Annotated in this window: 21 protein-coding genes; 1 reads left to right on the top strand and 20 read right to left on the bottom strand. The window is 43.7% G+C overall.

Annotation, left to right across the window (positions count from 1 at the left end):
- Window positions 1–27: 27 nt before the first annotated feature.
- From LXO72_RS07765 to LXO72_RS07710, 12 genes are all read right to left on the bottom strand, one after another.
- Entirely contained in the window at window positions 28–1,845 is a 1,818-nt protein-coding gene (locus LXO72_RS07765) for an acyltransferase family protein (protein ID WP_233332012.1), read from the bottom strand.
- Entirely contained in the window at window positions 1,835–2,248 is a 414-nt protein-coding gene (locus tag LXO72_RS07760; protein ID WP_129270555.1) for a hypothetical protein, read from the bottom strand. The genes LXO72_RS07765 and LXO72_RS07760 overlap by 11 nt, the downstream gene beginning before the upstream one ends.
- A gap of 57 nt (window positions 2,249–2,305) precedes the next feature.
- Window positions 2,306–2,728 (bottom strand): low molecular weight protein-tyrosine-phosphatase, encoded by a 423-nt coding sequence (locus LXO72_RS07755; RefSeq protein WP_061564578.1) that lies wholly within the window; start codon window positions 2,726–2,728, stop codon window positions 2,306–2,308.
- Between the two features lie 119 nt (window positions 2,729–2,847).
- Window positions 2,848–3,414, bottom strand: a complete 567-nt coding sequence (locus LXO72_RS07750; protein WP_233332011.1) for a nucleotidyltransferase family protein — start codon at window positions 3,412–3,414, stop codon at window positions 2,848–2,850.
- 6 nt (window positions 3,415–3,420) lie between these two features.
- Window positions 3,421–4,419: a Holliday junction branch migration DNA helicase RuvB gene (ruvB, locus tag LXO72_RS07745; protein ID WP_045760104.1), complete on the bottom strand. Its 999-nt coding sequence runs from the start codon at window positions 4,417–4,419 to the stop codon at window positions 3,421–3,423.
- Between the two features lie 705 nt (window positions 4,420–5,124).
- The gene (locus LXO72_RS07740) at window positions 5,125–6,165 is read right to left on the bottom strand and encodes an aldose epimerase family protein (RefSeq protein WP_233332010.1); all 1,041 of its coding nucleotides are present in this window, start codon (window positions 6,163–6,165) and stop codon (window positions 5,125–5,127) included.
- 27 nt (window positions 6,166–6,192) lie between these two features.
- Entirely contained in the window at window positions 6,193–7,356 is a 1,164-nt protein-coding gene (locus LXO72_RS07735) for an SIS domain-containing protein (RefSeq protein WP_233332009.1), read from the bottom strand.
- A gap of 97 nt (window positions 7,357–7,453) precedes the next feature.
- Complete coding sequence (locus LXO72_RS07730; RefSeq protein ID WP_233332008.1) at window positions 7,454–7,858, bottom strand: PTS sugar transporter subunit IIA; 405 nt, start codon at window positions 7,856–7,858, stop codon at window positions 7,454–7,456.
- Window positions 7,859–7,869: 11 nt separating this feature from the next.
- Window positions 7,870–8,688 (bottom strand): PTS system mannose/fructose/sorbose family transporter subunit IID, encoded by an 819-nt coding sequence (locus LXO72_RS07725; protein WP_118096341.1) that lies wholly within the window; start codon window positions 8,686–8,688, stop codon window positions 7,870–7,872.
- Entirely contained in the window at window positions 8,675–9,589 is a 915-nt protein-coding gene (locus LXO72_RS07720; protein WP_129270569.1) for a PTS mannose/fructose/sorbose/N-acetylgalactosamine transporter subunit IIC, read from the bottom strand. Before LXO72_RS07720 ends, LXO72_RS07725 begins: the two co-directional genes overlap by 14 nt.
- A 39-nt stretch (window positions 9,590–9,628) precedes the next feature.
- Window positions 9,629–10,105 (bottom strand): PTS system mannose/fructose/N-acetylgalactosamine-transporter subunit IIB, encoded by a 477-nt coding sequence (locus tag LXO72_RS07715; RefSeq protein ID WP_006595287.1) that lies wholly within the window; start codon window positions 10,103–10,105, stop codon window positions 9,629–9,631.
- Window positions 10,102–11,889, bottom strand: a complete 1,788-nt coding sequence (locus LXO72_RS07710) for a glycoside hydrolase family 35 protein (protein WP_233332007.1) — start codon at window positions 11,887–11,889, stop codon at window positions 10,102–10,104. The genes LXO72_RS07715 and LXO72_RS07710 overlap by 4 nt, the downstream gene beginning before the upstream one ends.
- Before the next feature lie 132 nt (window positions 11,890–12,021).
- Here LXO72_RS07710 and LXO72_RS07705 point away from each other — a divergent pair, with 132 nt between their 5' ends.
- A complete protein-coding gene (locus tag LXO72_RS07705) occupies window positions 12,022–12,738 on the top strand; it encodes a GntR family transcriptional regulator (RefSeq protein ID WP_006595289.1) in 717 nt (238 codons plus the stop codon).
- 397 nt (window positions 12,739–13,135) lie between these two features.
- On the opposite strand, the gene purB is transcribed toward LXO72_RS07705, so the two are convergent.
- The 8 genes from purB to purD form a co-directional block, all read right to left on the bottom strand.
- Window positions 13,136–14,434, bottom strand: coding sequence for an adenylosuccinate lyase (gene purB / locus LXO72_RS07700; RefSeq protein ID WP_233332006.1), 1,299 nt, complete (start codon window positions 14,432–14,434; stop codon window positions 13,136–13,138).
- A 13-nt stretch (window positions 14,435–14,447) separates the two neighbouring features.
- The gene (locus LXO72_RS07695) at window positions 14,448–15,314 is read right to left on the bottom strand and encodes a hypothetical protein (protein ID WP_233332005.1); all 867 of its coding nucleotides are present in this window, start codon (window positions 15,312–15,314) and stop codon (window positions 14,448–14,450) included.
- Between the two features lie 145 nt (window positions 15,315–15,459).
- Entirely contained in the window at window positions 15,460–15,699 is a 240-nt protein-coding gene (locus LXO72_RS10200; RefSeq protein ID WP_006149148.1) for a DUF6261 family protein, read from the bottom strand.
- A gap of 42 nt (window positions 15,700–15,741) precedes the next feature.
- The gene (locus LXO72_RS07690) at window positions 15,742–15,909 is read right to left on the bottom strand and encodes a hypothetical protein (RefSeq protein ID WP_006149146.1); all 168 of its coding nucleotides are present in this window, start codon (window positions 15,907–15,909) and stop codon (window positions 15,742–15,744) included.
- A 169-nt stretch (window positions 15,910–16,078) separates the two neighbouring features.
- The gene (locus LXO72_RS07685; protein WP_233332004.1) at window positions 16,079–16,756 is read right to left on the bottom strand and encodes a hypothetical protein; all 678 of its coding nucleotides are present in this window, start codon (window positions 16,754–16,756) and stop codon (window positions 16,079–16,081) included.
- 9 nt (window positions 16,757–16,765) lie between these two features.
- On the bottom strand, window positions 16,766–17,857 hold the full coding sequence (gene purK, locus LXO72_RS07680) for a 5-(carboxyamino)imidazole ribonucleotide synthase (RefSeq protein ID WP_233332003.1): 1,092 nt from the start codon (window positions 17,855–17,857) through the stop codon (window positions 16,766–16,768).
- The gene (gene purE / locus LXO72_RS07675) at window positions 17,844–18,332 is read right to left on the bottom strand and encodes a 5-(carboxyamino)imidazole ribonucleotide mutase (protein WP_233332002.1); all 489 of its coding nucleotides are present in this window, start codon (window positions 18,330–18,332) and stop codon (window positions 17,844–17,846) included. The genes purK and purE overlap by 14 nt, the downstream gene beginning before the upstream one ends.
- 234 nt (window positions 18,333–18,566) lie before the next feature.
- A complete protein-coding gene (gene purD / locus LXO72_RS07670) occupies window positions 18,567–19,832 on the bottom strand; it encodes a phosphoribosylamine--glycine ligase (RefSeq protein ID WP_233332001.1) in 1,266 nt (421 codons plus the stop codon).
- Between the last annotated feature and the right edge of the window lie 24 nt (window positions 19,833–19,856).

Below are 19,856 nucleotides of genomic sequence, written 5' to 3'. Positions count from 1 at the left end.
AAAATTGCTTAAATTATATAGTAAATTTTAGGGTTTAACCGGTCCCTGATTGGCTTGATCAACTGCTTCTTTCACGACGTTGGCATACAAGTTTCCTCCAACATCAATGGAACCATCTGATTCTAAACCAAAGTGGACACTATCTGTTCCAGCCCAAATCTCTGGATTATCGATAGCAACTTGGTACCAGTCTGCTACATAGACATAGTCATATTTTTTAGCCAACTCCAGCTGATACTGTCGAGTCTGAACGGTAACGCTATTGCTATCATTGGCTTCACGCCCATCATATGGGGTCACAAAGATTAAGCGATGTCCTTTTGGTAGTTCTTGAACAAACTTATCCAACAATTCTTGATAATTATTAGAAGAGTTGGTTCCAAGAGCGATTACCACGTTCTTGAGCAAGACTCTATTGGCAATATCCGTTTCATATACTTTTAAGCCCGAGTCCAGATTGCGGCTCACCAAAGCATCTAATTGGATATCTGGCAGAACTTGTTTCAGATAATCTGATGCCCGGAGGTTTACAGAATCTCCGATCATGGTCACGCCATCTGACACATTGTAGGAAGTCGCTGAAGCATTGTCAACTTGGGCACGCGTGATCTGCATCTTGCTGTCGGATTGACGAAGCCCTTCGGTAATCAAGTTTTCATCAAAGGCTCCGACGCGTGGCGCAAAGAGTGCAATTCCAAACATGAGCAAGGTCAAGGGAATCGCGCTGTAAAAAAGTGGTTTCGTGAAACTTCTGAGATCCATCGAGATCCCGAAAATCTTCGGTTCACGCCCAGCCAAGGTTGGTTCAATAATATAGAAACTCAAGGCAGCAAGACTAAAGGATACAAGCGCTGTTAATAGAGAAGCCCAGCCATTGGTCATTAATTGAGAAAAGATGATGTAAAATGGCCAGTGGAAGAGATAAACCCCATAACTGGTATCTGCTATAAAGGTAATTACTGCTGGTTCTTTCTGATTCGGTGTCTTTTCATGAAGGACACGCGTCATCACAATCATCACAGATGCAGCAAAAGTTGCTACTAAAAAGCCAAATAAATAGGTCCAAACACTATCAAAGGGAAGGATAAAGGTCAAGACCAACAAAACTAGAAAAGCACCCGCTAAAATCGCTAACGTCTTCTGTAGAGATAGCTTCTTCACTAATTGAGTAAGATTTGGGCTGGTCGTTGTAATCCCTGTCACTGTCGCTAAAGCACTCCCCACAAAGAAAGGAAAGACGTGAGCGATACTAGAAAAGTAGACATTGGACAAATTCTTGGTGACCAGCGCTCCGACAAAGAAGGTCAGGAAAGTCACCAAAAAGAGACCTGTCGAAGATAGGAAGATATAGCCTCTATATTGGCCAACTGATTTAGCTTTTTTACCCAAAAACCAAGCCAAGAGCGCCCAGAGGACATAGTAATGAACTTCAAGAGCCAAACTCCAAGTATGAATGAACAGATGGGGGATGAACTGACTTTCGTAACTTCCGCCACTTAACATCTCATAGAAGTTGGTCACAAAGCCAAAGACGGCTGCAATCTGTGTCCCAATCCCAGCAATAAAGTCTCGTCTGACCAAGAAGGTAAAAGGCATGACCAGCAAGACCATAAAGACTAAAGGAGGGACAATCCGGTAGAAGCGTCGGCGAAGGAAGCCCTTGAGATCAATTTTTTGATGACGGGCAAACTCATCGATCAGAAGAGCCGTGATCAAAAATCCTGAGAAAGTAAAGAAGATATCGACTCCAATAAATCCACCAGGAAAAACTTTTTGAAAGAAATGGTAGAGAAGAACGAGAAGAAGTCCCGTTATCCGTACCAATGAAAACCATTTAATTCGCATTTTGATAAATTCCTTGTTTAAACGTTCCCTTATAAACGACATTTTGTTCTGTCGTCAAGGTTCCCTGGCCTTCTGGTTGGCCATTGACAAATTCACCTTCATATTTCCAGCCAGCCTTGGCTGTAAAGGTTCCATAACCGCTAAAGGTCCCATTGACAAAATTGCCCTTGTAGGTGTCCCCGTTCTCAAAGGTCACCGTCCCTTGGCCATTCATCTTGCCTCGGACGACACTTCCGTCGTAGCGAATAGCTCCCTTATCGAGGGTCAACACACCTCCGAAAGGAATGGAGGAAAGAAAAACCCACAAAGCAGACAGAACAATAATCCCCAAGGACAAGCGTTCAATATTCTCTCTCGTAACATAGACCTTATAGGTCTCATATAATTCTTTTATTTTTTCCATACTCTGTTCATTCTTTTTATCTTCAGCCGGTTAGTCCTTTAAGGAGCCAGTCCGAAACTAATCTTCTAATCGGTCCAACCACTCTTGACAACCAGCTAGGACACGGCGATAGGTCTCTTCGAAATCTCCTGTGTACCATGGATCTGGGACACTTTCTCCTGCAAAGAGATGAATCTTGTGCTCTGTTCCAGGCGGTGCCATTCGTTTGAGGTCAGCCACATTGTTTTCATCCATCCCTAAGATCAGATCAAAGGTATGAAAATCTTGGTCACTGATTTGAAGGGATGTTTTAGACGCATCATAGGGCACACCATGACTGCGAAAAATCTTTTGAGTCCCTTGGTGAATAGGGTTCCCGTGCTCCCAGTTAGAAGTAGCACGACTTTCAATCTCATACTGGTTGGTCAAATCCTTCATGACAAACTCCGCCATGGGGCTTCGACAAATATTTCCTAAACACACAAATACGATTTTTTTCATGACAGCACCTCCTTTCTATTATAACAGAATGTAAGAAAAATATAATCTGCTAAAATTATAATTTTGAGGCAAGACGAAAAAAGCCTGTCCACCGTTGAGGTGGGCTGACTTTCTTATTTTTATTCAGGCAGGATGATCTGAAGGGATGGCCATTTGCGTTTCCAATCTTTCTTCCGCATGCGCTCTCTATAAACCGCCAAACGCTCTGGACTAGCTAAAAAATGTGGAGTCGGCTGAACGATGAAGTCTTCGATATCCCTTGTCCCATAGGGGAGAAAGAGTTCTAGCTGACCATCTTTCCTTAAGCGAACCGCAAGTGCCGTACACTGCTCAGGGTATTTAGAGACCGCATCACAGGCACTGCGATAAGGAGCTGTCCCCGGACTATGCTGGTGCATGTAGACTTGGTTTTTGACTTCCCAAGCGTACTGGGGATAGGTCTTCTTTAATTCCTGCTCGATCTGGAGAGTCTCCTCATAGCTGATCGCAGGGTCATAAAAGACCAGATCCAGATCTGTCGACGCGTCAAACCCTGGTCTTCCAGAAAGTTGGTTCCAGATGAAATTTCGTACTGCACCCGCTGCTAACCAAGCGTCTGCCAGGTTGAGATCTCGAATAATAGCCAAGACTGTCATCATCTCTTGATCCGCTTGGATTTGCTCTACTATCGCTTCTTCCGTCAGCATCTTCTTCTAGTCTCCATTGTAGGGATAACCCAGGTGTTCATAAGCTTTGCGGGTCGCCACGCGCCCTGTCCGGGTCCGCATGATAAAGCCTTTCTGAATCAGGTAAGGCTCATACATATCTTCTACAGTCTCGCGCTCTTCGGCAATATTGACCGATAGGGTCCCAAGGCCAACTGGGCCTCCTCCGTACATCTCAATCATGGTCCGCAGGATCTTTTGATCGACATAGTCCAGCCCTTCATGGTCCACATCCAGCATAGAGAGGGCCTTGTCGGTAATGGTATCGTCAATCAAGCCATCGCCCATGATCTGGGCAAAATCGCGCACCCGTTTGAGCAGACGGTTGGCAATTCGAGGAGTCCCCCGACTACGAAGAGAAAGCTCTTCGGCAGCCTCGTGGGTAATCTCCATCTCAAAGATCTCGGCGGTCCGCTCGACAATCTCTGTCAGATCATCTTGCTCATAATATTCCATGTGGCCGGTAATCCCAAAGCGAGCGCGCAAGGGATTGGACAGCATCCCAGCTCGAGTCGTCGCCCCAATCAGAGTGAAAGGAGGAAGATCCAGGTGGACACTCCGGCTAGTCTCGCCAGCACCAATCATGATATCGATGTAAAAATCTTCCATGGCGCTGTATAGCACTTCTTCGACTGACATAGGCAGACGGTGGATCTCATCGATAAAGAGGACATCGCCCGGCTCTAAGTCATTAAGGATGGCTACTAAGTCACCAGCCTTTTCAATGACAGGACCGGAAGTCTGCTTGAGATTGACGCCCAGTTCATTGGCAATGACAAAGGCCATAGTGGTTTTCCCAAGCCCCGGAGGGCCAAAAAGAAGGACATGATCCAGCGCTTCATCCCGAAGCTTGGCTGCCTCAATAAAGATTTTCAGCTGGTCCTTGACCTTATCTTGACCGATATATTCATGTAAATATTGCGGGCGCAGCGTCCGTTCAACAGCCTCTTCATCGCCCATGATTTCATTGTCTAAAATTCTACTCATACAGTCTATTATAGCAAAAAATGATGCCTCCAGATGATTTAAAATCATATTCTATTCAATTTATCACTAATTATTGATTGTTGGGTGTTGGGAATCGTTTCCCTCTTAAACTACCTTGTTTCTATTTAAGGAACGTACCTAAACTCGCTGATGCTCGTTAAAAATAAGGTACGTAGTTTTCGCTCCGCTCAAACTGCGTCAACGTTCCTAAGTTCGTCTACGTCCCTACCATGTTTGGTTCACAAAAATAGATTAGTAACAATTACATAACGCAGTGGTTGATTGGTATCTTTGTTCGCTCTTATAGCTCCAAAGATTGCCTACTAATGAGGAAACGAGGTTCCCTATATCCGCAACCTCAAACAGTCTCCCAGACTGTTTGACCTGTGCAGGAGTGAGACAATTGAAAAGTTTTGGGGAACCTTTTCAACCTGAGCCTAAAAATAAGGACGCGAAGCAATTTTAAAAAATTGTTCTGTCTCACCCCCATAAAAAAAGCCACCGGTTTTGGTGGCTCTTATAGGGAGATTATTATGAAAAAGTTTTAGGAGTTTTATCATTCAAAGTTAGGAGGTCTTTGATGATGGTATTAGTATACGACGGGAAGCTTAAAGTTTCCTTATAGTCATTTTTAAATTTTTTTCAAAAAAGAGGAGGTTCCAAGCAAAGATTTCACATCCTTGTTTGGACACTCCCCTGTCCTCATTATTTCTTAGCGATGGCATGGTAGCTGGTCTTGCTGGTGAAGACTTGACCCGCTCTCAAGATAACCTTTTCAGCTTGGTCGCTATGAATGGCATCTGGTACGGTTTGGAATTCTAGAGCCAAGCCATTGTGTTGAACCATTGGTTTTCCTTCCAGATAAACCGTTTCATCCACAAAGTTAGCAGAATACACCACCAAGGCGGGAGCTTCTGACTTGAAGGTCAAAAAGCGTCCAGACGGCTGATGATAGAAGAATCCGGCATTTTCATGCCCTTCTGGAAGAGCAAATGGATGGTCCAAACCTTCTACCAGGCGGATTTGCGGATCCGAATCCTTAAAGAGATCCTCTAAGAGCATAGCTTGGTAGAGATGCTGAACGATCGGACTTTCTTTATCCACAGTGTGAAGAGGGACACCGTCGGGATGGATAGGGTAAAGCCCTTGATGGTTGATCTGAAAGACATGGTCATTAATCGGCTGAGTGAAGTTGCCTGATAGGTTGAAATAGCTGTGGTTGGTCGGATTAACTAGAGTATCTTGGTCCGTTTCTACTCGATAGCTGATTTCCAACTCCCCTGCTTCCGTCAAGCCATAGGTCACCCAGATCTTGAGATTTCCAGGGAAACCACCGGTACCATCTGCACGCTCTTTGTACAGGGTGATTTCTTGGTCTGTCACGGATTCCACGCTAAACAAGGCGCTGTCCCAGCCAGTCGATCCACTGTGGTTGCAGTTGGCACCATTATTGGCTTCTAAGTGATAGGCTTGACCATTGAGCTCAAAGCTGGCCCCTGCGATCCGACCAGCAACTGGACCAATGCTGGCCCCATACTTGGGACTATTGCCGACATAGGCATCAAAATTGTCAAAGCCCAATACAATATTAGCGAATTGATCCTGTTTGTCAGGCGTCACATACTCTAAGATCGTCGCCCCATAGGTCATGACAGACAATTGATAACCTAGGTCATTTTCGAGGCGATAAGCTTCTACATCTTGGCCGTCCAATTGACCAAATAGATATTTTTGATAGTGTTTCACAAGTTGTCTCCTCCAAGATCATTCATTCTAGTGAAAAGGGTGAATCACCACTCCTTGTACAACACGGTTGACTGTTCCAGTTGGTGATGGCGTGTCTGGGCGATTTTGAACCTTGAGCGAAGTCAAGAGAGAAATCAATTGACCGTAGATAATGTAAGGGAAGGCACGGTAGATATCTAGTGAGTCTGCAGAAGCGTCTACTAACACTTCCCGTACATGCTCAATCCCTACAGCATGATCCGTCAAAAGGACGACCTGACGGGCAATCTGATCTCCAGCTACTTCTCCAACCAAATCTAGATCATACTGACGCGTATAAGGATCAATGGAGCCAAATACCAGGACTAGAGTTTGGTCATTGATGAGGGATTTCGGTCCGTGACGGAAACCGACAGGACTCTCATACATGGTCGCGATTTTACCAGCAGTCAATTCCAAAATCTTGAGCTGGGCTTCATGAGCTAGCCCAAAGAAAGGTCCTGCCCCCAGATAGATGACGCGTTCAAAATCTAAGTCTACAATTTCCTTGACCTCGCGGTCTTTCTCCAAGACTTGCTCTGACAGGCGAATCAATTCTTCTACTCGTTTTGCCTTGATTTCTTCCTCACTTGGATCAAAGACTAGGAGGGCTGTCAAGAGCATAGAGGTAAAGCTGGAGGTCATAGCAAAGCCGGCGTCGTTGGTTTCTTTTGGTTGTAAGAGCAAGAGATTGCGCTCATCTCCGTGGGCTTGCTGAGCCAGTTTCCCTTCTGCTGCACAGGTAATGGTGATTTGATAAAGTTCATCAACCAAGTCTTGGGCCAGTTGCACGGTTGCGACACTCTCTGGGGAGTTGCCACTTCGTGCAAAAGAAACCAAGACAGTCGGCACTTCTTTTTTGAGGTAGGTTTGTGGATGCGCCACGATATCGGTCGTCGCAATGGATTGGAAATTCCAGTAGCGTTCATCGTGCACTTCCTGCAAATACGGAACCAAGGTGTCCCCCACATAGGCTGAGGTCCCTGCCCCTGTCAAGATAACCTTGATGTAGCCATGACACTTCCCAATAGCCTCCAAAAACTTTTGGATTTCTTTTGCTTTCTCTTGATAGAGACGATAGGTTTCTTTCCAAACTTCTGGTTGCTGGTAAATTTCGCGCGTCGTAATCTCAGCCCCCAGTTCCAGCAGTTCTTCTTTTGTATAATCTAGCATGCTTCTCCTCTTTTCTACTCGCCTTATAAGCGGTAAGAGGCCGAGACAATTGTCCCAGCCCCATTCCGAATGTTCAAGCGGTTTTCGCTATCGTATTTTACTCATCCTCGTCGTCATCAAAGTTGGATAAAAGATCATTAACCTTCACGATGCTTTCTTGTGCACGCGCTGGATAAGCTTCTTCTCCTCCGACCAGGCTGTTATTAATAAATTCAATTACCATTGGCAAGTTCATCCCTGCATAGAGGTCAATGGCACGCCCTTCAAGGATCAGACGGCTAACCGTATTACAAGGAGTACCTCCCAAAAGATCCGCAAAGACGATATAGTCCTCAAAGTCTGCAACACAGGCTTCAAACTTGGCTGTAAACTCCTCAGGACCTTCCTCTGGCAAGAGGGCCACGGTATGAATGTTGTCTTGTGGTCCCATAATCATTTCTGTACTGGCTTTGAGCTCTTCACAGAAGCGACCATGACTGACCAATACTAACTGTTTTGCCATACCTTACTCCATTATGCCATTCCAAAGAAGAAGTGGCCAAATGCTGAGAATGCGATTGCTGCAAGGATGATGAGCAAGATAGCTTTTGTAGAGTTCATACCCTTACGTCCAAGCAACCAGTAGATTACACCTGTGATGATAGCTGGTACCAAACGTGGGAAGATAAGGTTGAGCATATCTTGAATTTCAATCGCTTTGTCCCCAATGTGTGGAGCCCAAGAAACTTCAACACCAATCATGCTAGCAATCAAGGCACCGACCATGAAGATACCCAGAACGGAAGCTGCGTCGATCAAAGCTGTCAAGGTACTTTGCATGTTGTTGATGAGGTTAACCCCTTCTTTATAGGCAAATTCCAACTGTTTCCAACGGAAAATGTCATAAGCAACTGCCACAGCGATCCACAAGAAGATACCGGCTGGGTTTCCTGCAACAGCCAAAGTTGCTGCGATTGAACCCATAATAGCTGGTACCAATGATCCAAAGATTGAGTCCCCAAGAGGAGCGAATGGTCCCATGAGACCTGTCTTGATCCCGTTCACCGCATCTTTTGATTTGACACCATCTTTTTCTTCCAAAGCAAGGTCAAAACCAGTGATAATGGTGTGGAAGAATGGTGAAGTATTGAAGAATTGCGTATGCAATTTCATCATTTCTTTCAATTCAGGTGTACCGTCTCCATACATTTTACGCAACTGAGGTAAAAGCATATAAAGGTAACCAGAAGCCTGCATCCGCTCATAGTTCCAACCCAATTGGAAGGTGAAGAGGCTACGTTTGTTGATTTGTTTAAAATCTTCTTTTGTTAGTTTGTAATTAGAATTCGTCATCTTCAATTTCCCCGCTTTCTGATTCAGTTACTGGAGCAGCTACAACTGTACGTTGGCTGTTTTTGAAGTGTTGTACTGCAAGGAAGATACCGATAATGGCAATACCAATCATAGATACACTCTTGAAGTTGTTAACAAAAGTAATAGCTTGTTCTTTTGGAAGTTTAGTGAACACTTCAGAACCAACAATGCTAGACACTGCAGCACCAAGGCTTTGAACATTGCTATAAAGCACTGTCAACATAGCTGTTAAGCCAAAGCCAAGTGCTAAGTAGTGAAGGTTACGACGAACAGGAAGGTAACGAAGCAAGATCGCAAATCCAAGACCTGGAAGCATTTGACCTGCAAGTTTCAGACCGTTTGCCAACCATTGTACATTAGCAAGACCTGTAACAACAGTTTCTACGAAAGCTCCACCATAAGCAAGCGCGAAGAAAACTGGGAGAGCTCGAGAAAGAGCCCAAGGAATCGCTCCAAGAAGGTAGTTGCGTTCGATACCTTTGTAGTCAAAGCGGTCGATTGCAGCATCTACACGGTGAGCGAAGTAAGTTGTAGTCATACGACCAAGAATATCAAAGTAGGTCAACAAAGTTGCTACTGGCACAGCGATTGTAGCAATAGCAAGCTCTGGATCAATCCCTTGTGCTACTGAGAAGGCAGTCGCAAGAACGGCACCAGAAGTGGCGTCAATACGAGAAGCTCCACCGAAAGTACCAACACCGAGCACTGTCAATTGAAGAGAAGCTCCGATAAAGAGACCTGTCTTTAAATCTCCCATGACAAGTCCTGTAATGAAACCAGCAAAGACTGGTGATCCTGCTGATGAAACGATCGTCAACTCATCACAGATTTGATAAGCTGAGTACAAAGTAAGTAGTAAAATTTGCCACCATTGTATCATGACAATTTCCTCCTAAAATTTTTCTTTTTTATTTATAAACTATTTGAGCAACTTCAAGAAGTCTTCAACTGGATCATTTGGAACCATTTGAGCAGTTAGCTTAACTCCTTTTTCAGCTAGCTTGTGGAAAGCTTCCACATCGGCATCCACCACGTTGATCGAACGAGTAACGGGACGAGTCTCGTCTGATTGAGACATATTCCCTACGTTTAAGGTTTCAAGTGGTACACCTGCTTCTACTAAGCCTAAGAAGCGATCTGGCTTACGGGCTACGATGAAGAGACGTTGGCTGTCATATTTTCCAGCCAAGATATTTTCTGCAGCCTTTGCTACTGGCAAGATACTGAGTTTGACACCAGGTGGTGTCGCCAGTTTCAAGCCACTTTTTTCGATATCATTTTGAGCGACTTCATCATCGATCACCATGATACGTGAAATATTTAGTTTGGTAGTCCAAAGGTTGGCTACCTGCCCGTGGATCAAACGTCCATCGATACGGCATCCTACAATAGTCATAAGTTTTCCCCCTTTACTTCTTTGAATGTAGGTTGTGAAACAAGTTTTAAGGTCTCCGTCCAAGTGCCCTCTGTCTCAAAGACGAGGATCTCATTTTCCCCATCTTTGAGAAAACCATGAGGGATGTAGAGGGAGAGTGTTGGACCGACTTCCCAGAAACGACCGATATGGTGGCCATTTACAAGAACGATCCCTTTTCCAAATCCAGTCATATCAAGGAAGGTATCCTCAACCTGATCTAGATGAAAAGCAAATTGATAAAAAGCTGGTCGACCTTCTTGCCATTCTTTTGAAAAATCCAAGCGGTCCAGCTGGCTAAAATCAAGCGCATATTGTTTCCAATGAAGCTTGAAATGAAGATCGATACAAACCCCTGTTCGGATTCCTTTTCGTTGGGTGTCCGCTAAGAGTTTGTGCCCATAATTGACTCTTCCCATGTTTTCGATCAAGAGTTTTAGGTTTGTAATCGTTTTCTTTTTTCCGTTTAAAAAAAGATCTTGACCGATTTCTTCTTGGTATTGAGTGGCAATCAACTGATCATTGGCATAAACCTGTACCCGATCACGCGCATCGATGATACGCAAGCGCTCTTCTTCCGCATCCATTTCAACTTCTGTCTCATAGAGCAGATAGCCTAAAGGATGAGCAATTTCTTCCATGGTCTGTGGATACAGACTTTCTGTGACCTGAGCAATCTCATTTAAATTGCCAAACAAACTAGTCTTTTTGGTCAACTCCAATGTTCGTTCAGATAAACTCGACTTCACAAGCGGATCCATCTGTGGATACTCTGGATAGTAGGTCGCCATCATCTGCTTGACTGCATAGTACTTAGGAGTCGGGTTGCCCTGCTCATCTAAGAGAGCGTCATAGTCGTAGGATGTCACCTGTGGGAGATCCACGGTTCCTCGTGCTGAGCAACCGTTCATAAATCCGAAGTTGGTCCCACCATGAAACATGTAGAGATTGATAGAGCCTTCTTGTAAGACTTCATGGACTGCTTCTGCCAACTCTTCTGGATCTCGCTTGATGATCGGTTCTTTCCAACGATTGAACCAGCCATCCCAAAATTCCATACACATGAGTGGCCACTTTTTGTCATGCTCCGCAAAGAACTCTTTCATCTGAGAGAAATTGTAATTTGCTCGCGAACCAAAATTACCGGTTACAAAGAGTCCATCCTCAATCAAAGTCCCTGCTCGAAGAGTCGCCCTCCAAGGTCCATCAGAGGTAAAGAGTGGACAGGTAATGTCCCGCTCGATCATTAGATCTCTGATTGCCCGAAGATAGGCTTTGTCTTCGCCGTAAGAGCCGTATTCGTTCTCGACCTGCATCATGAGGATATTGCCCCCACGATCCAATTGGTACTTGGCCACACGTGGCAGGAGCTCGTCGTAATAGTGAGCCACTTCCTTGAGGAAGGCCGAATCCGATGAGCGAATCCGAAGGTCTTCTTCGATTAACCAGGCTGGCAAGCCCCCAAATTCCCACTCCGAACAGATAAACGGTGATGGACGGAGGATCACATACAGATCCAACTCTTGAGCTACTTGGATAAAGTGCTCCAGGTCCAAATTCCCTTCAAAGTGAAAGTGGCCTCTTTGTGGCTCATGAGCATTCCATGGAACATAGGTTTCAACAGTATTAAAACCTAGAGCTTTTAGGTTATATAAGGAATGATACCAATCCTCACGATCGATCCGAAAATAATGAATTGCACCAGATAAAATCTTAAAAGGTTGATCATTTAAATAAAAATCTTCACGGATTTCAAATGCCCCCATACTGAGAACCTCCTTCTAAGAAACCCTTTTCATTTATTAATATAATATATTAATAAAAAAATGTCAACAACTTTTTAAAAAATATGTTAAAATAATATTAACAAGGGATATCCGAAAGAAGAGGTGAAGTACATGGCAATCCCAAAATACCAACACATCAAAGATGATTTGAAACAACAAATTATCTCAGGCAAATTCGAAAATGGAGATAAATTTTACACAGAAGCCGAGCTTATTAAGATTTATAATGTTAGCTCGATTACTGTTGTTCGGGCTTTGAACGATTTGGCTAGCGATGGATACATCGTCCGCCAACAAGGAAAAGGAACCTTTGTTTCGCGCGCTAGAAAACACAAGCTGGTTGAGTTTTCAGACGTTGAAACCTTCCCTATCCAAAAAGCGACTGTAAAAGTTCTCTCTATCAAGCGTGGCAACGCGCTGAACATCTTGGATAAACTAGGGCTCGCTCCGACTCAATTCTATTATAAGATTGATCGGACCCGTCATATTGGTGAAGATACTTATATCTACCACCAGACCTACGTCCCAGAGCAATATATTAACCCAAATTATCCGAGCTTAGATTACTATAGTTCGATTTATGACCGCTTTAAAGAAGATTATCATATCCATATGAATGATGAACACTTTGAAGAAATCAATGATATTGTATTTCCAACACCAAGCAAAATCGCTTCTGTGTTGAATATCGATGAAAACTTCCCAACTGTCCGTCAAGTGAAGACGACAAAATTGGAAGCGACCGGTCAAATTCTCGAATATAGCGAAACCTATAAACGCGGCGACTACTATAAAATCAAATTTATCTCTTGTGATCGTGATCATTGATCATTCAAAGTCTGGGGTCTGGCCTCAGACTTTTATGATACAAATTATAGCATGAAAAAATAGTTCCTAAAACATGTAAAACGAATAATCTATAATTAGTGATAGACTTCCTATAAATAGTTTAATCAGTCAAAATTTATTATGATAAATTCAGGGTCTAGAGCACCTGATATCGGCAAAGAAAAGAGAGTGGGACAGAAATCGGTAATTCGTTAGAATTCGATTTCGTCGTCCCACCTCCGCACAGTTGAGTAGGGCTGTAAAAGCTGATGAAATCAGCGTAGTAGAGCCCACTCAACCACTGCGTCTTGCTCGATAATCCAAAGACGAAAAGAGGCTAGGACTTTTGTCCCAGCCTCTTTTCGTCTATTTTTCAAATTCCCGTTTTTAGTTGCGATTAGTCACCCAAACCAATACGTTCGAAGATTTCATCCACTCGTTTGGTGTAGTAAGCTGGGTTGAAGATTTCATCGATTTCTTCTTGGGTAAGGCGTGATGTTACTTCTGGATCTGCTTCAAGAAGTGGTTTGAAGTCTACTTGGTTATCCCATGATTTGGCAGTCTTTGGTTGAACAAGGTCGTAAGCTTGCTCACGGGTCATGCCTTTTTCAATCAAGGTAAGCATCGCACGTTGGCTAAAGATAAGACCAAACGTAGAGTTCATGTTGCGGATCATGTTTTCAGGGAAGACTGTCAAGTTCTTAACGATGTTTCCGAAACGGTTGAGCATGTAGTCAATCAGAATAGTCGTATCTGGTGTGATGATGCGCTCAGCTGATGAGTGAGAGATATCACGCTCATGCCAAAGAGCTACGTTTTCATAAGCTGTTACCATGTGACCACGGATGACACGTGCAAGACCTGTCATGTTTTCAGAACCGATAGGGTTGCGTTTGTGAGGCATTGCTGAAGATCCTTTTTGACCTTTGGCAAAGAACTCTTCTACTTCGCGTTGCTCAGATTTTTGAAGACCACGAATTTCAGTCGCCATACGCTCGATAGAAGTCGCGATGCTAGCAAGAACTGCAAAGTACTCAGCGTGAAGGTCACGAGGAAGCACCTGTGTAGAGATTTCTTGAGCACGGATACCCAGCTTATCGCAGACGTATTTTTCAACAAATGGTGGAATGTTGGCAAAGTTACCAACCGCACCAGAGATTTTACCAGCTTCCACACCAGCAGCCGCATGCTCGAAACGCTCGATGTTGCGTTTCATTTCGCTGTACCAAGTCGCCAATTTAAGACCAAAAGTTGTCGGCTCAGCGTGCACACCGTGGGTACGACCCATCATAATGGTGAACTTGTGCTCCTTAGCCTTGTCAGCGATGATGTTGGTGAAGTTTTCAAGGTCCTTGCGGATGATGTCGTTGGCCTGCTTGTAAAGGTAACCGTAGGCAGTATCCACCACGTCAGTAGAAGTCAAACCATAGTGGACCCACTTGCGCTCTTCACCAAGAGTCTCAGAAACCGCACGTGTGAAGGCCACTACATCATGGCGAGTCTCTTGCTCGATTTCCAAAATACGGTCGATGTCAAAGTCCGCCTTCTCGCGAATCAAAGCCACATCTTCCTTAGGGATTTCCCCCAATTCAGCCCATGCCTCATCAGCCAAGATTTCCACCTCAAGCCAAGCACGGTATTTATTTTCTTCAGTCCAAATGTTCGCCATTTCAGGGCGAGAGTAACGGTTGATCATGTTGTTTCCTCCTTTAAAGCATTTCTTTCATCTTGAACAGGTTAGAATGAAAATTTTCAATTCTTTTTTCAAGTGCTTCAACAGTTTTTTCTTTACTATCGTTATAATAAATAGATAGTAATTGACTATCTTCCTTACTGATATCTTTCCGATTCTCATCAGGTAGACTATTTAATTTTTCTGATGCCATCGCAATCATGTCTACAATTCTAATTGAAGCATTAAAACCAATAGCAAAAATATTTTTCTTTTCTAAATCTTTCTCTTGAGATACCAAAAAATTATATGAAATAAATAGTAATTTTGAATAATCTTCAAAAAAGTATCTTGTGTTTCCAAACTCTCTTCTAATTTTTAGCGGAACTTCCTCAAGCTCTATTTCCCTCCACTTTTCTAGCAATTCTCCCATAGCATAATGTCTAGCAACGACATTCATTGTGTTTTGAACCCTTGAGTCACTCTGAATATATTCCTCAATACGATCAATATTTTCATATAAAAATTCTAATCCCTTCGGTAATCTTATTCGTCTTAACTCAAGCGCTGTTTTTTCTAGAGATTCCCCCATCTTTTCTTGTTTTGTATTCTGTGCATCTAAAATGTTTGTAATTTCTACAAAAGTTTCTTGCATTTGTTTCTGATTTTCTTCTTGTTTATCTAAACGTTGCTCTTGCAAAATCAGATCGTCTTTCCTTTCCAAACTCTCGACATGAAAAAGAAATAATGATATTAATACAGGAATCAACATACACAGTAATTGGATAAGGTAATCACCTGGTTTAGTTTCAAAGTTATTAACAATGCTATTCCAATAAGAACAGCTCAATATTATTAATAAAAGTGTAATTACGGCTGTAATTAAGTAAATTACTTTTTTCAAACTTCCTCCTCAACTCTTACCCTCTGGTTTTGTAACTTTCTTCTTCCCACTAGCCCTATATCTCTTCCTGATGGTGTTGAGTTGGGCTTTGAGATTTTGGTAGTCTTAGTGTTCGGGTTGGCCGTGGGATAGGACGGCGACTAGGTCAATGATGTAGTCGTAAGCGGCTTGCAGGGTTTGTTTTTGTTGCTTGCTTTGGCCAATCTTGTATTGGCTTGCTCGCTGAGGCGGGCTTTATAAACCGCAACGAATTTGCTTTGCGCAGCTTGGTGTAGGCTGCCTCCACCGCCTGTCCGTCAACATGAGCGTAGGCTTTTACAAAATTGACCAGCGTTTGGTAGGCATTGTCACGCTTTTGGTCGACCTCGTCCAAGTCCTTGACCACAGCCGATGCTGCTTTGCCCTTTGGCGCGCTCTGATAATTAGCCTAAGCCGTTTCCAGACGGCTAGCGTGAGTCGTGAGCAAGTGCTCCTGCTTGTGCTCCTTGGCAAAAGTTATCAAAGCTGAAACCGTGTCAGCTGTCAACTGCGAAAACTCAGCGGTTTTCAACTTCTCTGTCGACAGAGACTCAATCCCATAAGTTTTCAAATTCATCTATCGTCTCCTTTTTTTAAAAATATTATTTTCATAAATGATATGGGAGAAAATCCCAAAGGTTTCCCGCAAACAGAAACACATAGTCGGGAAGTTTCAGCGGTCTGATTCTGACGGGGAGGGATTGGGGAGGAGGAAGCAATTGATCACCTTTCATATCGTCTACTTATCAAAATCCCGAAATAAAATGATCTAAACTGTACGCAAGCTTCTTCCAAAATCCACCTATGATTATGTCATCTTCATCAATGTAAAGGCTGCTTTTTAAAATAGTATTTACAAATCGCATATCGTAAGTAAAGGCTTGAACAGCAAGATAATAACCTAGTAATCCTAAAATTATCAGAAACATCAACAATGCTAAAAAAACAACCAAATCATTTTGCAAACCAGCATTTTCATCAATTAACAGTTTTGAAAGTTCTTCTTTAGGAATAGAATCTTTAAAAAAATTAAGATAGGTTGTAGTCACAAATATTGAAATAGTTGCTAAAATACCACAACTCCAATTTGCAAAACTATTTATTTTTTTCAACGATAATTCTATATCAGAAATTAACATTTCCGTATGTTCTTCATTTAAAAAATATCCTTTTCTAAAAGCTATCGTTAAATTTTTAATATTAATTTTCTCAAAAAGAAAATTAAATCTATAAAGCACTCCCATAATTAATAATAAAGCAACAAGTCCCCCTGAGGAATCTGGATCTTGAACTCTACCAATTAGAAAAAGCGCATATAAAATCCCATACAATAATACATACTTCATAACTTTTCCCGTAAGGGAGTCAACTAAACCTATCTGGCTTCTTAATAATTTTTTGATCTCAAAATACTTTAATGGCATACCTCTCCTCTAAAAATCCATCCCTTCCCCAAACTCCTCAACCTTATCCGGCACATCACTAAACAAAGTCACATGTCCCATTTTGCGGTTATGCTTCGCTTCTATTTTACCATACATGTGGAGGTGGGCGCTTGGATTTTCTGTGACATATTTTTCAGCGGCATCGACATGCTGGCCGAGTACGTTGAGCATGACGGCAGGGGCATGTAGTTTGATAGCTGGCAATGGAACTCCGAGAACACCCAAGATATGTGTGTCAAATTGTGAAAAGTCACAAGCTTCAATCGAGTAGTGGCCTGAGTTATGTGGGCGTGGAGCAATCTCATTGACAATGATGTCATCAGCTGTCGCAAACATTTCCACGCAAAGAGTTCCGGAAAGATTCAGTTGTTCTGCGATTCGCACTGCCATTGCTTGGGCTTTTTCAGCTAAACTTTCTGAAATGCGAGCTGGCACAATGGTCTTAGACAGGATATTGTTGCGATGGATATTTTCCTGAACTGGGAAAACAGTCACATCCTTGCCATTTCCAGACACGATGACAGAAATTTCAAGGTCAAAGTTGACAAATTCTTCCAAAACACAGTCTGCTGAGTCAGCTAGCGCATAGGCTTCTGCCAAATCTTCTGCTGAACGAATGACCTTTTGTCCATGCCCATCGTAGCCACCAGTCGCCGTCTTGAGGACATAGTTTTTCGACAGGTCCATATCTGCCAAGTCTTGACTAGAAGTCACAACCTTGTAAGGGGCCACGGTGACTTGAGCCTTGTTTGAGAGGAAGTCCTTTTCAAAAATGCGATTTTGAGAAATACGGAGTAGGTCTGTCCCTTGAGGGAGCTGTCCATCCTTAATAACGGCATCCAAACCATCGGCGTCGACATTTTCAAACTCATAAGTGAGAACATCGCAACGCTCCGCCAACTGACGAAGAGCATCTACATCGTTATAAGGAGCCACGATGATTTCCGCCACGCGAGAGGCCGGGCAATCAGCCGCAGGATCCAGAGCGATAACCTTGTGCCCCATGTAGATAGCAGAAATGGCCATCATTTGACCCAGCTGACCACCACCGATAATTCCGATTGTTTTAGATGAGCTCATTTGTAGACTCCTCTGCGATTTTTCCTTGCTCTTCTGCGAAATCTGCCAAAGCTGTCGCGATAGCCTGGTCTTCTACTGAGAGGAGACGGAGAGCAAAGAGGGCAGCGTTAATCGCACCTGCTTCACCGATAGCCATGGTCGCAACAGGTACCCCACCCGGCATCTGAACGATGGAATAAAGCGAATCCACGCCACTAAGAGCACGTGATTTGACGGGTACTCCGATGACTGGAAGAGTTGTTTTAGCAGCAACCATCCCTGGCAAGTGAGCTGCACCACCAGCACCAGCGATGATAACCTTGATGCCACGACTACGTGCTTCCTCGGCATGTTTGAACATGAGGTCAGGTGTACGGTGTGCGGAAACAACTTTCTTTTCGTAGGCTACACCGAAGCGGTCTAATACCTCGGCTGTTTTTTGCATGGTTGCCCAGTCGGATTTTGAGCCCATGATAATGGAAATTACTGGTTTCATTTATTCTCCTTTTTTGATAATCGTCTATTGTAGTGCGGACGTAAGCGACCGCCTGTGGCGTTCCATTACTAAAACTGGAGCCTGAGTCTCCAGTTTTCCGCTCCTAGTAGCTCTGCTACTAGGAGTTCCACTACTGCGACGATTATCCTATACTAGCTCGCTAACGCTCGCGAATTAAGCGACCATTATCTTACTTTGGCTCGCTTTCGCTCGCCATGACAAAGTTAATACCTGTTAATCTTTTATCGCCTTGCTGCCGATATCGTTTCGGTAGAACAAGCCTTCTGTGTTTTGGTTGTCGAGTTGGCTGTAGATGGTATTTTGGCCATCTTTTACGGTATCTGCTGTGGTAACCAGCATGTAGACTCGTCCGCCGTTTGAGAGAAGGTCTTGCCCATTTTCAGCGATTTTAGCACCGGCATAGTAAGTGATGATGTCGCCCTCTGTCTTGGCTGGAAGTTTGACACCCTTCTCATAAGCAAGTGGATAGCCGTTTGATGCGACAACTACACCCAGTGTCACACCCTTGTCCGTCCAAGTGATAGTTGGCTCTTTGCCATCCAAAATGTCAGTGATATTTTGTGCAAAGTCAGATGTCAAACGAGGCAAAATGATTTGCGTTTCAGGATCGCCGAAGCGTGAGTTAAACTCGATGACTTTAGATCCGTCAGCTGTCAAGATAAGCCCCGCGTAAAGGACACCAAGATAGGGGCGTCCTTCTTTAATCATCCCTTCGAGAACTGGCTTGACAATGGTGTCAACCGCTGTGTCAACCACGCTCTGTGGCAAGTGAGGAACTGGCGCATAGGCACCCATCCCACCAGTGTTAGGACCTTTGTCGCCATCGTAGGCACGTTTGTGGTCCTGAGCCGTTGGCATAATGTAGAACTTGTCTCCATTGACAAAGGCAAAGAGAGAGAACTCTTCTCCATCCAGGAATTCCTCGATGACCACACGCGCACCTGAGTCACCGAATTTATTGTCCAACAGCATCTCATGAGCAGCTTCGACAGCTTGCTCAACCGTTTCAGCAACGACGACACCTTTCCCAAGGGCCAAGCCATCTGCCTTGACGACGATTGGAGCGCCTTTTTCTTCGATGTAGGCCTTGGCTTCCTCAAAGTCGGAAAATGTTCCATAGGCTGCTGTCGGAACATCATATTTGACCATGATTTCCTTAGCAAAATCCTTAGACCACTCCAGCTCAGCCGCAGCTTTGGTCGGGCCAAATGCTTTGAGACCAGCTGCATTGAAATCATCCACGATTCCAGACGCAAGCGCATCATCTGGACCGATAAAGGTCCAAGCAATATCTTTGACTTTTGCGAAGTCAATCAGCTTAGAATGTTCGGAAATTCCGACATTAATCAAATCCAGACCATCTAATCGCATTCCATCATTACCAGGAGCCACAAAAACCTGCTCAACGCCTTTAGACTCCAACAATTTCTTAGCAATCGCATGCTCACGACCGCCAGATCCAACAACCAAAAGTTTCATCTCGAACCTCTTTTGCGAATTATT

This window comes from Streptococcus sp. XMC (genome assembly GCF_021341835.1).
Classification (GTDB): domain Bacteria; phylum Bacillota; class Bacilli; order Lactobacillales; family Streptococcaceae; genus Streptococcus.
Note: the sequence above shows the minus strand (reverse complement) of the source record. Positions and strands in the feature narration are given on the sequence as shown.